The organism is Enterobacter sp. WCHEn090032, assembly GCF_003986875.1.
Taxonomy (GTDB): Bacteria; Pseudomonadota; Gammaproteobacteria; order Enterobacterales; family Enterobacteriaceae; genus Enterobacter; species Enterobacter sichuanensis.
On the sequence record NZ_RXRN01000007.1, the window covers coordinates 94,176 to 108,604 of the forward strand.

A 14,429-nucleotide genomic window follows, 5' to 3' on the forward strand; every position below is an offset into this window, starting at 1 on the left:
AACACCTTTTACGATAAAGTAATGCTTTGTTAATCGTTTAGCGAGAGCACGATGTACGCACAGTATGACGGTTTGATCTTCGATATGGATGGCACTCTCCTGGATACCGAACCTACGCATCGTCAAGCCTGGACTGACGTCCTGGGCCGCTACGGCATGCGTTTCGATCTTCAGGCGATGATTGCCCTTAACGGATCGCCCACCTGGCGTATTGCGCAGGCCGTGATTGAACTGAATCAGGCCGATCTCGACCCGCACCTGCTCGCGCGCGAAAAAACCGATGCGGTAAAAGCCATGCTTTTAGATACTGTCCGCCCGCTGCCGCTGGTTGACGTGGTAAAAGCGTGGCACGGACGTCGCCCAATGTCGGTCGGCACGGGCAGCGAAAGCGCGATTGCAGAAGCTTTACTCAATCATCTTGGCCTGCGCCACTATTTTTCTGCCGTGGTCGCCGCCGATCATGTTAAACACCACAAGCCCGCACCGGACACCTTCCTGCTTTGCGCAGAATTAATGGGCGTCCCGGCGGCAAAATGCGTCGTGTTTGAAGATGCCGATTTCGGTATTCAGGCCGCGCGTGATGCCGGCATGGCCGCGGTGGATGTGCGCTTACTGTGAGTGACGCACTGTCACTTGCCTCATTATTCGCCAGCAGTTTCTTAAGCGCCACGCTGTTACCGGGCAATTCGGAAGTGGTGCTGGTGGCGATGCTGTTGTCCGGCGTGAGTCAGCCCTGGCTGCTGGTGTTAATAGCAACAATGGGTAATAGCCTTGGAGGGCTGACTAACGTTATTCTTGGGCGTTTCTTTCCGCTGCGTGAGACATCGCGCTGGCAGGAAAAGGCAGTCGGCTGGCTAAAACGCTATGGCGCTGCCACGCTGTTATTAAGCTGGATGCCTGTAATAGGCGATTTACTGTGTCTGCTGGCGGGATGGATGCGCATCTCCTGGGGACCAGTGCTCTTTTTTTTGTGCCTTGGCAAAGCGGTGCGTTATGTCCTTGTGGCATGGGCAACGCTGCAGGGTATGACGTGGTGGCACTAATTGGTGGAATGAATACGCGACCTTCAATCGTCAACCATTACAATTATGCTGAGTAACATTACTTTGACAGGCGGGAGGTCAATTTGATCCCGGACGTATCTCAGGCGCTGGCCTGGCTGGAAAACCACCCTCAGGCATTGAAGGGTATTCAGCGTGGTCTTGAGCGTGAAACGCTGCGCGTTAACGCAGACGGTAGTTTAGCGACGACGGGTCACCCGAAGGCGTTAGGCTCGGCGCTGACACATAAATGGATCACAACCGATTTCGCTGAAGCACTGCTGGAGTTTATCACCCCGGTAGAAGGCGATATTGATCATATGCTGACGATCATGCGCGATATCCATCGCTACACGGCGCGTAATCTGGGCGACGAGCGTATGTGGCCTCTCAGCATGCCGTGTTATATCGAGCAGGGCCAGGAGATTGAGCTGGCACAGTACGGCACATCGAATATCGGCCGGCTGAAAACGCTCTACCGTGAAGGGCTGAAAAACCGCTACGGCGCGTTGATGCAGACCATTTCGGGCGTGCACTACAATTTCTCGCTGCCAATGGCTTTCTGGCAGGCGAAATGCGGTGAAACGGATAAGGACGCGATCTCCGCGGGCTATTTCCGCCTGATCCGCAACTATTACCGCTTCGGCTGGGTTATTCCTTATCTGTTCGGTGCGTCGCCGGCCATCTGCTCGTCGTTCCTGCAGGGGAAACCGACGACGCTGCCGTTCGAGAAGACCGAGTGTGGAATGTACTATCTCCCATATGCCACCTCTCTGCGCCTGAGCGATCTGGGTTATACCAATAAATCGCAAAGCAATCTCGGTATTACGTTTAACGAATTGCACGAATATGTGGCAGGATTGAAGCGGGCGATCAAAACCCCGTCGGAAGAGTACGAAAAAATCGGCCTCGAAAAAGACGGTAAGCGCCTGCAGATCAACAGCAACGTCCTGCAGATTGAAAACGAGCTGTATGCGCCAATTCGTCCTAAGCGCGTGACGCGCAGCGGTGAAACCCCGTCGGATGCGCTGCAGCGCGGTGGGATTGAATACATTGAAGTGCGCTCGCTGGATATCAACCCGTTCTCACCGATTGGCGTTGATGAACAGCAGGTTCGCTTCCTGGACCTGTTTATGGTCTGGTGCGTGCTGGCGGATGCGCCGGAAATGAGTTCAGACGAACTGCTCTGTACCCGTACAAACTGGAACCGCGTGATTCTGGAAGGGCGTAAACCAGGCCTGACGCTGGGTATCGGCTGTGAAACCGCACAGTTCCCGCTGACGAAAGTCGGTAAAGATCTGTTCCGTGACCTGAAGCGTGTTGCCCGGACGATGGACAGCATGGAGGGCGGCGACGCGTATCAACAGATTTGCGACCAGCTGGTGGAATGCTTTGATAACCCGGAGCTGACGTTCTCAGCACGCATTCTGCGTTCTATGATTGATCAGGGCATCGGCGGTACCGGGCGTTCGCTTGCGGCGGAATACCGTGAGATGCTGTTGCAAGAGCCATTAGAAGTCCTGAGCGAAGCGGATTTTGTTGCGGAACGCGATGCGTCCGTGGTGCGTCAGAAAGAGGTTGAAGCGGCGGATACTGAGTCGTTTGAGGCGTTTCTGGCGAAGCAGGCTTAAGCAGAAAAGAAAAAGGCCACATCGCTGTGGCCAAAATATACATCTCTGAATTCAGGGATGATGATAACAAATGCGCGTCTTTCATATACTCAGACGCGCATTCTGTAGAAGAGTTCAGTTTATTTTAAAAAAAATCACTACCGGAGGTGACGTATGCCGTTATTAGATAGCTTTACTGTCGACCATACCCGTATGGAAGCACCTGCAGTCCGCGTGGCGAAGACCATGCACACCCCGCACGGCGACACGATCACCGTCTTCGATCTGCGTTTCTGCGTGCCAAACAAAGAAGTGATGCCGGAGAAAGGCATTCATACGCTGGAACACCTGTTCGCTGGTTTCATGCGTGACCACCTGAACGGCAACGGCGTTGAGATCATCGATATCTCTCCAATGGGCTGCCGTACCGGCTTCTACATGAGCCTGATTGGCCAGCCTGAAGAGAAACGTGTGGCAGATGCCTGGAAAGCGGCCATGCAGGACGTGCTGAAGGTAAAAGAGCAGAGCCAGATCCCTGAGCTGAACGTTTACCAGTGTGGGACTTACCAGATGCACTCTCTGGAAGAAGCGCAGGAGATTGCGCGTCACATCATCGAGCGTGATGTCCGCGTGAACAGCAACGAAGAGCTGGCCCTGCCAAAAGAAAAACTGCAGGAACTGCACATCTAGTGCACCTTTTCCCTCTCCCTGTGGGAGAGGGTAGGGTGAGGGTGGTTTAATCCCATGACCACAACCTTAACCTTCTCCTTTACCCATCGTCCCCTTGTGCCGTTTGCCCATGATTACGTTCATGGTGACAACGAGCCGTGGCATGAGCATGACTGCGCGCAACTGCTGCATACCCTGAGCGGCGTGGTGCGGGTGGATACCGCATCCGGCTGCTGGGTTGTCCCTCCGGGCCGCGGTGTCTGGCTACCGGCGGGTACCCGTCACTCGCTGCGTATTACCGGCAACGTGGCGGCGCGCACGCTGTTTATCGATCCGCTGGCGCGGGCCGATCTCCCGGCCACCTGCCAGATCGTGCAGATCTCCCCGCTGCTGCGGGAACTGATCCTCGCTGCGCTCTCGCTTCCCGAGTCTTACGCACCGGGGAGCCGAGACGAACGCGTGTATGAACTCATTCTGGATGAAATTCGCCTTATGCCGGTACTGCCGTTTCATCTCCCGGAGCCGGAAAGTGAACCGCTACGCCGTCTTTGCCAGCAGATCCGCCAGACCGCCGGGGAGAGCTGGAGCAGTGCACAAGCCGCGGGCCTGCTAGGCATGAGCGAGCGCACAATGAACCGCCATTTTCAGCAGCAGACGGGATTAAGCTACGGTGAGTGGCTGAGACGGGCGCGCCTGCTGGAGGCGCTGGTACGGCTGGCTCAGGGCCAGCCGGTGCTTCGGGTGGCGCTGGAGCTGGGTTACGGCAGTCACAGCGCCTTTACGGCCATGTTCCGCCGGGTGATGGGCATTTCACCCAGCGACTACTTCAAAGACAGCTAACCGCATTAAAAAGTGCCTGAAGCGAGGCGCGCGAGACGTCGCTGTCAATTCCCACGCCCCAGCGGCTGCTGCCGTCCTGAAACAGGCAGCGAATGTACGCCACCGAACGGCTGTCGCTGCGTTCGCCTAACGAATGTTCGTGATAATCCTTAATCACGAACGGCGCGTTGACCCAGCGGCTTAACCCTTGAGCGGCGGCGGACAGCAGGCCGTTACCCTGACCTTCGAGCTGGCGCGTTCCCCCCTGCGTACAGATGCTTGCCGTCAAACGCAGCTGACCGTCCTGCTGGCCATCGCTGCGATAGGATTGCAGCGCTAACGGCGGCGTTGCCACCAGACCGTAGCGGGTGCGGAACAGCTGCCACAGCGCGTTTTGCGTCATCTCTTTTCCGTGGCGGTCGGTTTCCTGCTGTACATGCTGGCTGAAATCCTGCTGCAGGGCGCGGGGTAATTTCAGACCATGATTCTGCTCGATAAGCCACGCGCTGCCGCTTTTCCCTGACTGGCTGTTCACGCGGATCACCGCTTCGTAGGTGCAGCCGATATCCTGCGGGTCCACGGGCAGGTAAGGCATCTCCCAGCGGTCGCCTGGCCTGCGGGCATCAAAGCCTTTTTTGATGGCGTCCTGGTGCGAGCCGGAGAAGGCGGTATAGGCCAGCCGTCCGGCCCACGGATGGCGCGGATGCACCGGCAGCTGGTTGCAGGTTTCCACCACTTCCACCACCCGGTTCATATCGCTAAAGTCCAGATTCGGGCTAATACCCTGGCTGTAAAGGTTCATCGCCAGCGTCACCAGGCAGACGTTGCCTGTACGTTCCCCGTTCCCGAACAGGCAGCCCTCCACGCGGTCAGCGCCCGCCATCACGGCCAGCTCGGCGCTGGCAACGCCGGTACCGCGGTCGTTATGCGGATGCACGCTGATGCAGACATCGCGGCGGCGGCTAAAGTGGCGACAGAAATACTCGATCTGATCGGCATAGACGTTCGGCGTGCTCACTTCGACGGTCGCGGGTAAGTTGATCACCATCGGGCGTTCGTCGCACGGTTGCCAGATCTCCGCCACGGCTTCACAAATCTCCAGCGCAAATTCCGGCTCGGTAAAGCAGAAGGTCTCCGGAGAGTATTCATACTGCCAGCGGGTGTCGGGATTTTCCTCGCACAGCTTACGGATGAGCCGCGTGGCGCGCGTCGCCAGCTCAACAATTTGCCCTTTCTCCATGCCGAATACCAGGCGGCGGAACAGCGGAGCGGTGGCGTTATACAGATGGACGGTGGCCTGCTTCGCGCCGCGCAGGGATTCAAAAGTACGATGGATGAGATCTTCCCGCGCCTGAGTGAGCACCTGAATCGTGACGTCATCCGGAATGCGGTTCTCTTCAATCAGCTGGCGGACAAAGTTGAAATCCGTCTGCGAGGCGGAGGGAAAAGCGACCTCGATCTCTTTAAACCCGCAGCTCAGCAGCAGATCCCAGAACTGCAGCTTGCGCGCGCTGTCCATCGGCTCGGCCAGGGCCTGGTTGCCGTCGCGTAAGTCGGTGGAGAGCCAGCGCGGCGCGCGGGTAATGCGTTGCTCCGGCCAGCGGCGGTCGGGAAGAGAAATAGCGGGATAAGGCTGGTACTTGTCGGCGGGTGTGTTCAGCATGATGCGCTCCTGTTGTCTTTTCACTATCGTGAAGGGATTTCAGGCGCGCTGCTTTATCGGAGGTGACAATTGCTGTCGCGTTTTGGACAGGGAGGTGATGGTTGCCGGGTGGCGGCTACGCCTTACCCGGCCTACAGGATTATTTGTAGGCCGGGTAAGGCGTAGCCGCCACCCGGCAACCCGCGCAGAGGACTAATGCGCGCCGCCACCCCCGCCACCGGCACCAAACGGCGGTCTGGCAAACCACACCAGCCCCAGCAGGACGATAAAGATCCCTGCCGAAATCCAGAAAATCTCGTTAGCCGAGATAATCAGCCCCTGGTTGGTGATCTGCTGGGCAATCCAGCCGGACGCCTGCTGCTCCGTCATGCCCATTCCCTGAAGCTGGCTATACATCTGCTGCGCATTCGGGTTGTAGGGATTCACCGCTTCGGTCAGCTGCGCGTGGTGCATCGATTCACGGTTTGTCCACAGGGTGGTGGTGATCGACGTCCCGATGGAGCCCGCCAGCGTACGGGTGAAGTTCGACAGGCTCGACGCGGCCGCCAGACGCTCAGGCGGCAGGCCGGAGAGCGTGATGGTGGTCAGCGGCATAAAGAAGCACGCAACCGCGAAGCCCTGAATAAACTGCGGCCACGCAGAGGCGCCAAAGTCCATTCCCGGCTCAAAGGTATACGCGCGCCAGTAGAAGCACACCGCATACATAATGAAGCTGAAGGTCACCAGCCGACGCATGTCGAGCTTGTGGGCAAAGCGGCCAATAATCGGCGACAGCAGGACCGGGATCACCCCGACCGGCGCGGACGCCAGACCCGCCCAGGTTGCGGTATAGCCATACACCTCCTGCAACAGCTGCGGCAGCAAAACAATCGCGCCGAAGTAGAGCATATAGGCGAGGCTGATACACAGACAGCCGATGGTGAAGTTTCGCGACTTAAACAGTGAGAGATCGACTATCGGGTTTTCGTCCGTCAGCTCCCAGACAATCAGGAAGCTCAGCGACACCACCGCGACAATGGTCAGGATGATAATTTCCTGCGAGTTGAACCAGTCGAGCTCTTTACCGCGGTCGAGCATGATCTGCAGACTGCCGATGCCGAGGATCAGCAGCGCCAGCCCGATGCTGTCGATACGCCGCTGCTCGGTACGCGTTTCACGGCCGCGCAGGGATTGCAGCGTCATCAGCACCACGACGGCACCAATCGGGACGTTGATAAAGAAGATCCAGCCCCAGTGGTAGTTATCGCTGATGTAGCCACCCAGAATCGGTCCGCAGATAGGCGCGACGATAACGGTCATCGACCACAGCGCCAGCGCGACGGAGCGTTTTGCGGGAGGGTAGTTGCTCAACAGCAAACTCTGGGAGAGCGGGATCAGCGGCCCCGCGACTATCCCCTGAATGACGCGGAAGAAAATCAGCATCGTCAGGCTGCTGGACATGCCGCAGGCCCAGGAGGCCAGCACAAACGCCACCGTGGACCAGAGGAACAGCTTCACTTCCCCGACGCGCTTCGCCAGCCAGCCGGTAATCGGAATGGAGATGGCGTTCGCCACCCCAAACGAGGTGATGACCCAGGTTCCCTGGCTCAGGGACGAGCCAAGGTTACCGGCGATGGTCGGGATGGCCACGTTTGCGATGGTGGAGTCCAGCACCTGCATGAATGTCGCCAGCGACAGTGCAATGGTCATAATGACCAGCTGCGCGCCCTCCAGCGGTTTTTGCGGCTTTTGCTGTTGCATAACGCTCACCTTCGGATTAACCGGCGTTTGCCTTCACGATGTCATCGATCAGCTTGTTGACCGGATCGAGGCTAATTTCACGGGCGTTACTCTCATACGCCGGGCTGCTACGCACCTGGCTTGCCAGGATCTGACCGTCGCGGTTGGCGGTGTCGACCGTCACCAGCGTAGAGAGGCCGATACGCAGCGGGTGATCCGCCAGCTGTTTGGCATCCAGTTCAATACGTACAGGCAGACGCTGGACCACTTTGATCCAGTTACCGGTGGCGTTCTGCGCGGGCAGCAGGGAGAAGGCGCTGCCGGTCCCCATATCCAGACCAACCACTTTCCCGGTGTACTTCACGTCATCGCCGTAGATGTCGCTGATAACCGTCGCGGTCTGGCCGATACGCATATGGGCGAGCTGCGTCTCTTTAAAGTTGGCATCAACCCACAGATTGTCCGCCGGCACGACCGCCATCAGCGGGGTGGTAGGGCTAATCTGCGCCCCTGGCTGGACGGAACGGCGGGAGACATAGCCGGTCATCGGGCTGACGATTTTGGTACGCTGCAGGGCAAGCCATGCGTTGCGCACTTCAGTCGCGGCCTGCTGTACGGCTGGCTGGTTTTCGAGGCTGGTGCCCAGCACCATCGCCTGGTTGGCGTTGTACTGTTGAATGGCGACATCCAGCTGTGCCTGAGCGCTGGCAACGGCGTCACGCGCGTGCTGCAGCTCTTCACGGCCAATCAGGTTGGCGCTGCCGAGCGGTACGCGGCGGTTCAGGTCGCTCTGCGCCTGGGCGAGTGCGGTTTTCTGCACGTCGATGTTGGCCTGCAGCTGTTTGCTGTTGATCATCAGCTGGCGGGTCTGACGGACGCTGGAGGCCAGCGCGGTCTTCGCTTTCTCAAATGCCTGCTGGGCGTCGGTCGGATCGAGGGTCACCAACACATCGCCTTTTTGCACAAAGTCGGTATTGTCAGCCCAGACTTTCGTCACGCTGCCCGACACCTGCGCCATAATTTGTACCTGGTTCCCTGCCACGTACGCGTCGTCTGTTTCCTCAGCATGACGCAGTACTAAAAACCAATAGATCCCATATGCCACGGCAATAATGATAAAGAGCAAGGTCAACAGAAGAAGGGCGCTCTTACGTTTGCCTTTCTTATTGGCCGGTTGCTGCGGGGTAGTGCTCTCCGCATTTGCGCTCATTGTTGTTCTCCACGATCTTCTTATTTTCACATCGGCTGAGCCGACCTGTTGTCAGAAAGGCCAGCAGTGTGACGTGCTGGCCTGTCGGTTTTCTTATGAATCTGGATGGTTGAGCGTGTCGTCGCGTTAGCGCAGCGCCTCAAGAACGGCGCCGTCTTCATCCATCTGGTCCAGACGGGTGAGCAGCTTGCGAGTGATGTGCTCAAGCTGGTCGCGCTCGGCAGCGCTGAGGGCGGACCACAGTTTGTGCAGGCAATTGTGCTGAGGTGGCAGCACCTCACGCAGGAACTGGTGACCTTTGTCGGTCAGTTGCAGATGCAGGCAGCGGCGATCGTTGTCGCTTTCACGGCGTTCAATCCAGCCACGCTTTTCAAGCTCATCGGCAATACGGGTCGCATTGGTACGGGAGGAGCCCAGCGCGCAGCTCAATTCGGAAGGCTGAATGCTATGGTTTTCCTGAGACTCCAGCGTAATCAACGCCATAAACAACGTCTCGTTAATCCCTTGAGCTTTCAGCATTTTATTACGGTTTTCCAGTAGCTTACCCTGCATGTGCATGCACAGGCGAGTCAGCAGGATCTCCTGGTACGGGAAGTCCTCATGGCGACTGGCGCGGAATTTAAGCATTTGTTCAATGGGCGTAAACGAACTATCCATTTGGGCATAACCTCATTAATTACAGCCGATATAGTAACGACGGTGACAAATAATGTAAATGAATTATTTGTGCGGTTATATCCGCCAAATTAATGTCACCATCAGAAAGCGCCGGGTAAGTCCGTGACCCGGTGAGCACAGAAAGGGTAGGGTGTGAACCCGCTGAAGAGAGGATGTGAGGACGGGGGTCTGAACTGTTCATGCCGATTGTAAATATGTCACCCACATTAAAATTTCTGGGATAAATGATTACGTTTACATTAACAGACTGAGGGGCCTCTTTACACCCTAAGAGGCCCAACGCAATGTAAAACTTAATGAATTGCCTCCTGGCGATGGTAGCCGCGCCACCATACCACCAGGTTGAGTGCGGCAACGATGGCGCCAATCCCACACACGCCGGACCAGCCGGCATGCTGCCACGCCGAGGCGGAAATGAGCGAACCCGCTGCGCCGCCAATAAAGTAGCTGGTCATGTATCCGGCCGTGAGGCGGTTACGCGCCTCTGGCTTCACGCGGTAAATCACGGTCTGATTGGTGATATGAACGCCCTGCACGGTGAGATCGAGCACCAGAATACCGACGATCAGCGCCAGCACCGACACATGCCCGTACCAGATTGCCGCCCAGGAGAGCAGGAGTAAAATCAGCCCTGCGGAGGTGGTCAGGTGAGATTTGCCCTTGTCGGCCAGCCCGCCCGCGGGACGCGCGCCCAGTGCGCCAGCGGCACCGGCCAGACCGAACAGACCAATCACCCCTTCGGAATAATTGAACGGCGGGGCGGCAAGCAGAAACGCCATCGACGTCCACAGAATGCTGAAGTTAGCGAAGGTGAAACAGCCGAGCAGAGCGCGGGTGCGCAGAAGTTTATCCTGCGTGAACAGGCTAAACACGGAGGCCAGCAGCTGCGGATAGTTCAGGTGGTTCTCCTGCTTCACCTTCGGCAGCCCGCGCCACAGCGCCAGTGCCATAACGACCATCAGGACGCTCGCCACCCAGTAAACGGTGCGCCAGCCGCCGAGGCTTGCCAGCAGTCCTGCAACGGTACGCGCCAGCAAAATCCCCAGCAGCAGGCCGCTCATAATGGTACCCACCACCTTGCCGCGTTTTTCCGGGGAGGCGAGGGTCGCCGCGAGAGGCACCAGAATTTGTGCCACCACGGAGAACAGCCCCGTAAGCGCGGTACCGACGATCATCATCGTCAGCGACTGGCTGCTGGCGGTGATCAACATGCCGCCGGCGGCCAGCAGGGTCATTGAGACAATCAGCATCCGGCGTTCAAACATATCGCCCAGCGGCACCAGGAACAGCAGCCCGGCGGCATAGCCAAGCTGCGCGGCCGTAACAATAAAGCCTGCGGAGCTGGCAGAGAGGTTGAACGCGCGGGCGATGGTGTCGAGAAGAGGTTGCGCGTAGTAGTTGCTGGCGACCGCCAGACCCGTTGCCACGGACATTAAAAGGATGAGTGTGGGGCTAAGCCCTTGAGTTGTTTTGGTCATTAGTTTCAGGAATCGTTAGTGAAGTGATTATTTTTCCGGAAACCATAATAGCTAATGATTGTGAATAGTGGGGGATTGTTACGTGATGGATTGTGCGGTTTGGGCCCCTCACCCCGGCCCTCTCCCCTTTGGGGAGAGGGCCGGGGTGAGGGGTGTATTTTTACTTCTGCGCCGCAAGCGCCTCTTTCACCCAGCCGTCAAACTGCTGCTGGTGGGCTTTGATCCAGCCATCCACATGACCTTTCACATCCGCCTCAGAGGATTTGCCCGCATGCATCATTGCGTTCTGGGCGTTAATGTCCGCCAGCGGCAGCTTCATCACCGAGAACAGCTTCGCCGCCGCCGGGTTTTTCTCTGCCCAGGCTTTGTTGGCGACGATGTGCATGGTGTTCACCGGGAAACCGTAGTTCATGCCGTTCGGCAGTTTAGTGTCGATATCCTTTTGCTCGCCCGGCAGGGAGGAGAACGGCACCTGCAGCCACACCACGTCTTTACCCGGCTTCAGCACGTCGCTCACCCAGTATGGCGTCCAGGTGTAATAGATCACCGGTTTGCCCTCTTTGAAGCGGGCGATGGTGTCGGCCATCATTGCCGAATAGTTGCCGTGGCTCACCTCGACCGTTTTCGCCAGATCAAACGCTTTGTTCTGGTGGTTAATCACCGCTTCACAACCCCAGCCCGGCGAGCAGCCCATCATGTCGGCTTTACCATCGCCGTTGGTGTCGAACAGCTTCGCGATCTGCGGATCTTTCAGCTGCGCAATATTGGTGATGTGATACTGGTCGGCGGTTTTCTTGTCGATCAGATACCCCTGGGCCGCACCGGTTACAAAGGTGCCTTCGCGGTAGAATTTCTTATCGCCGCCGGCGGCGGCATACATATCGTCGTGCAGCGGCTGCCAGTTTACGGCGGTAAAGGTGGCATCACCGGAGGCAATCGAGGCGTAGCCGACGTTGTAATCCACTTCGCTCGGCGTGTTAACCGTGTAGCCCAGCTTCTCCAGCGCGCGGCTGACCAGCAGGGTCTGGAAGCTCTCTTCCGAAATGGTGCTCTGCACCGGCTGCACGGTAATGCCTTTGCCCGGCAGGTCAGCGGCGAATGCGCTGGTGGAGACAAGGGTGGCAAACGCTGTGGCAAAAAGTACGCTCTGTCGCATCGTTGTTCCTTATTTAATGAATGGGCGGGTGAGTAACCCGACGGGGCCGGTGGTGTACCAGCGACGGTTGCCGCGACTGCGTGAATCACGACCGACGGCCTGGGTCAGGCGGTCAAGAATAATGGCGAGGATCACAATCCCTACGCCGCCAACGGTAGCCAGCCCCATGTCGAGACGGCCAATGCCGCGCAGCACCATCTGACCGAGACCGCCTACGGCAATCATCGAGGCAATCACCACCATCGACAGCGCCAGCATCAGCGTCTGGTTAACGCCTGCCATGATGGTCGGCATTGCCAGCGGGAGCTGAACCTTAAACAGCATCTGACGCGGGCTGGCGCCAAACGAGCGTGACGCTTCGATCAGATCCGCAGGGACCTGGTTAATGCCCAGAATGGTCAGACGAATAATCGGCGGCAGGGCGAAGATAATGGTCACCACGACCCCCGGCACGTTGCCGATGCCGAACAGCATGACGATAGGTACCAGATAGACGAACGCCGGTGTGGTTTGCATCGCATCCAGCAGGGGACGAATGATCTTCGCCGCCCTCGGGCTGCGCGCCAGCCAGATCCCCATCGGCAGGCCGATAACAATGCAGAAGAGCAGGGCGGTCAGCACCAGCGCCAGGGTGATCATCGCCTGCGACCAGGCTCCGATGGCACCGATCGCAATCAATGAGATCAGCGTGGCGATCCCCATCCCCGCGCTGCCAAACTGCCAGGCGATCAGGGAAAACAGCACAATCGCCACCGGCGCCGGCATGCCCAGCATCAGCTGCTGAAAGCCGTTAAGGATGTAATCCACCGGGATGCGGATCCCCTGGAAGAGCGGGCGGAAGTGAGTGACCACCCAGTCGATCCCCTCCGTGACCCAGCTGTCCAGCGGGATCAGCGTCTTGTGGAACGGATCCATAATATTGAAATGCTCTGGCGCAGGCGCGGGCGCGCTGTTCAGCCAGTCTGCCGCACCCCCACCGTCGGCAGGAGCTGGCGTGGAGCCCCACGCATCGGCAGATTGCGCCGCGCTGTCCGCGGCTTCAGTGGTACCCCACGGGTTAGATTGATCGGTCATTGTTTGCCCCCTCGCGATCTAAAGCCTGCAGCAACATACGTTTTGAGATGATGCCGACGTACTGTTGTTCCTCATCCACGACCGGCACGGCGCATGGCGCCTGGCCGACGTGAGAGAGCAACTCGCTGAGCGGCGTTTCGGCGTCCACGGCAAGCGGAGCGTCAATTAACGCCGCATCGATTCCCTGGTTTTCGCCAAGGGCGGTTTTCAGAGAGTCGATGGAGACAACGCCAACAAATTTATTGCCGCGTTCAACCAGATAACCGTATTCACGGTCTTCGTCCTGCAGCAGCTTGAGGGCCGAGCGCGGGCCAAAACCGGGCGTTTTACGGATAATGCCGTTGGGCGTTCTGCGGGCAATATCTTTGGCGCTAAAGACCTGGCTAATATCCACGCCACGGAAGAAGGTGCGCACATAATCATTGGCCGGATTATTGAGAATTTCATCCGGCGTGCCGACCTGCACCACTTCACCATTTTGCATAATGGCAATACGGTCGCCAATTCGCATGGCTTCATCCAGATCGTGAGAAATAAAAACAATGGTGCGCTGATGTTTCGCCTGTAATTTTACCAGCTCATCCTGCATCTCGGTGCGAATTAATGGGTCGAGGGCCGAGAAGGCTTCATCCATTAATAAAATATCCGGATTAATGGCTAATGCGCGGGCTAATCCCACGCGCTGGCGCATACCGCCGGAAAGTTCATCCGGGTACGCATGGGCATAATTTTCCAGCCCGACCTGACGCAGCGCATCAAGGGCTTTTTCCTGACGTTCCTGAGCGGGCGTACCGGCCAATTCCATGCCAAAGGCGGTATTATCCAGCACCGTCATGTGCGGCATCAGCGCGAATGACTGGAACACCATCGCAATCTTCTTTCTGCGCACCTCGCGAAGCTCAGCGTCGGATATTCTGGCGATATCCACGCCGTCAATCAGCACCTGCCCGCGGGTGGGTTCAATCAGGCGATTGAGAAGGCGAACCATAGTGGATTTACCCGAACCGGATAATCCCATGATGACAAAAATCTCGCCTTCTTCAATGGCCAGACTGGCGTTTTTCACGCCAAGCGATAGCCCGGTTTTTTCCAGAATTTGCTCTTTCGAAAGGCCTTTCTCAATATATTTGAATGCGCGCTGTGGATGCTCGCCAAATACCTTATAAAGATTTTTCACTTCTAATTTAATTGCCATGCAATAGAGAGTGTCCTGTTATTTGTTTATGTCGATATGATTACCATGGTAAATTGTTAACGGGCATAACCCTAACATACTCAGAATCTGAGACAACCCTGTGTTTGCTTATGACGTG

The 14,429-nt window shown here is 57.4% G+C and carries 13 protein-coding genes; 5 read left to right on the forward strand and 8 right to left on the reverse strand.

Annotated elements, in window-relative coordinates:
- Nucleotides 1–51: 51 nt before the first annotated feature.
- The 5 genes from yqaB (at nt 52) to EKN83_RS07930 (ending at nt 4,159) form a co-directional block, all read left to right on the forward strand.
- Entirely contained in the window at nt 52–618 is a 567-nt protein-coding gene (yqaB, locus tag EKN83_RS07910) for a fructose-1-phosphate/6-phosphogluconate phosphatase (RefSeq protein ID WP_025757126.1), read from the forward strand.
- On the forward strand, nt 615–1,043 hold the full coding sequence (locus EKN83_RS07915; RefSeq protein WP_025757127.1) for a YqaA family protein: 429 nt from the start codon (nt 615–617) through the stop codon (nt 1,041–1,043). Before yqaB ends, EKN83_RS07915 begins: the two co-directional genes overlap by 4 nt.
- Nucleotides 1,044–1,126: 83 nt before the next feature.
- Complete coding sequence (gene gshA / locus EKN83_RS07920) at nt 1,127–2,671, forward strand: glutamate--cysteine ligase (protein ID WP_047959315.1); 1,545 nt, start codon at nt 1,127–1,129, stop codon at nt 2,669–2,671.
- 153 nt (nt 2,672–2,824) lie between these two features.
- Entirely contained in the window at nt 2,825–3,340 is a 516-nt protein-coding gene (luxS, locus tag EKN83_RS07925) for an S-ribosylhomocysteine lyase (RefSeq protein WP_025757129.1), read from the forward strand.
- A 54-nt stretch (nt 3,341–3,394) separates the two neighbouring features.
- Nucleotides 3,395–4,159: an AraC family transcriptional regulator gene (locus tag EKN83_RS07930; RefSeq protein WP_095449261.1), complete on the forward strand. Its 765-nt coding sequence runs from the start codon at nt 3,395–3,397 to the stop codon at nt 4,157–4,159.
- Here the strand turns inward: EKN83_RS07930 and leuA are convergent.
- The 8 genes from leuA to proV form a co-directional block, all read right to left on the reverse strand.
- Nucleotides 4,146–5,801, reverse strand: coding sequence for a 2-isopropylmalate synthase (leuA, locus tag EKN83_RS07935; protein ID WP_095452134.1), 1,656 nt, complete (start codon nt 5,799–5,801; stop codon nt 4,146–4,148). The genes EKN83_RS07930 and leuA overlap by 14 nt on opposite strands.
- Nucleotides 5,802–5,993: 192 nt before the next feature.
- Nucleotides 5,994–7,541: a multidrug efflux MFS transporter permease subunit EmrB gene (gene emrB / locus EKN83_RS07940; RefSeq protein ID WP_025757132.1), complete on the reverse strand. Its 1,548-nt coding sequence runs from the start codon at nt 7,539–7,541 to the stop codon at nt 5,994–5,996.
- 16 nt (nt 7,542–7,557) lie between these two features.
- Nucleotides 7,558–8,730 carry a multidrug efflux MFS transporter periplasmic adaptor subunit EmrA gene (gene emrA / locus EKN83_RS07945; RefSeq protein WP_126800633.1) on the reverse strand — a complete coding sequence of 391 codons (1,173 nt, stop codon included), beginning with the start codon at nt 8,728–8,730 and terminating at the stop codon, nt 7,558–7,560.
- A 126-nt stretch (nt 8,731–8,856) separates the two neighbouring features.
- Nucleotides 8,857–9,387 (reverse strand): transcriptional repressor MprA, encoded by a 531-nt coding sequence (mprA, locus tag EKN83_RS07950; protein WP_047959312.1) that lies wholly within the window; start codon nt 9,385–9,387, stop codon nt 8,857–8,859.
- 314 nt (nt 9,388–9,701) lie between these two features.
- The gene (locus tag EKN83_RS07955) at nt 9,702–10,886 is read right to left on the reverse strand and encodes an MFS transporter (RefSeq protein ID WP_045286066.1); all 1,185 of its coding nucleotides are present in this window, start codon (nt 10,884–10,886) and stop codon (nt 9,702–9,704) included.
- 160 nt (nt 10,887–11,046) lie between these two features.
- Nucleotides 11,047–12,042 (reverse strand): glycine betaine/L-proline ABC transporter substrate-binding protein ProX, encoded by a 996-nt coding sequence (gene proX, locus EKN83_RS07960; protein ID WP_126800634.1) that lies wholly within the window; start codon nt 12,040–12,042, stop codon nt 11,047–11,049.
- A gap of 9 nt (nt 12,043–12,051) precedes the next feature.
- Nucleotides 12,052–13,116: a glycine betaine/L-proline ABC transporter permease ProW gene (proW, locus tag EKN83_RS07965; RefSeq protein ID WP_045286364.1), complete on the reverse strand. Its 1,065-nt coding sequence runs from the start codon at nt 13,114–13,116 to the stop codon at nt 12,052–12,054.
- On the reverse strand, nt 13,100–14,311 hold the full coding sequence (gene proV, locus EKN83_RS07970; protein ID WP_095450528.1) for a glycine betaine/L-proline ABC transporter ATP-binding protein ProV: 1,212 nt from the start codon (nt 14,309–14,311) through the stop codon (nt 13,100–13,102). Before proV ends, proW begins: the two co-directional genes overlap by 17 nt.
- Nucleotides 14,312–14,429 lie beyond the last annotated feature (118 nt).

Bases quoted from the DNA above. Each gene is read 5' to 3' on its own strand.
- yqaB (WP_025757126.1), top strand. From the start codon at position 52: ATGTACGCACAGTATGACGGTTTGATCTTCGATATGGATGGCACTCTC.
- luxS (WP_025757129.1), top strand. From the start codon at position 2,825: ATGCCGTTATTAGATAGCTTTACTGTCGACCATACCCGTATGGAAGCA.
- EKN83_RS07930 (WP_095449261.1), top strand. From the start codon at position 3,395: ATGACCACAACCTTAACCTTCTCCTTTACCCATCGTCCCCTTGTGCCG.
- leuA (WP_095452134.1), bottom strand. From the start codon at position 5,801: ATGCTGAACACACCCGCCGACAAGTACCAGCCTTATCCCGCTATTTCT.
- emrB (WP_025757132.1), bottom strand. From the start codon at position 7,541: ATGCAACAGCAAAAGCCGCAAAAACCGCTGGAGGGCGCGCAGCTGGTC.
- emrA (WP_126800633.1), bottom strand. From the start codon at position 8,730: ATGAGCGCAAATGCGGAGAGCACTACCCCGCAGCAACCGGCCAATAAG.
- mprA (WP_047959312.1), bottom strand. From the start codon at position 9,387: ATGGATAGTTCGTTTACGCCCATTGAACAAATGCTTAAATTCCGCGCC.
- EKN83_RS07955 (WP_045286066.1), bottom strand. From the start codon at position 10,886: ATGACCAAAACAACTCAAGGGCTTAGCCCCACACTCATCCTTTTAATG.
- proX (WP_126800634.1), bottom strand. From the start codon at position 12,042: ATGCGACAGAGCGTACTTTTTGCCACAGCGTTTGCCACCCTTGTCTCC.
- proW (WP_045286364.1), bottom strand. From the start codon at position 13,116: ATGACCGATCAATCTAACCCGTGGGGTACCACTGAAGCCGCGGACAGC.
- proV (WP_095450528.1), bottom strand. From the start codon at position 14,311: ATGGCAATTAAATTAGAAGTGAAAAATCTTTATAAGGTATTTGGCGAG.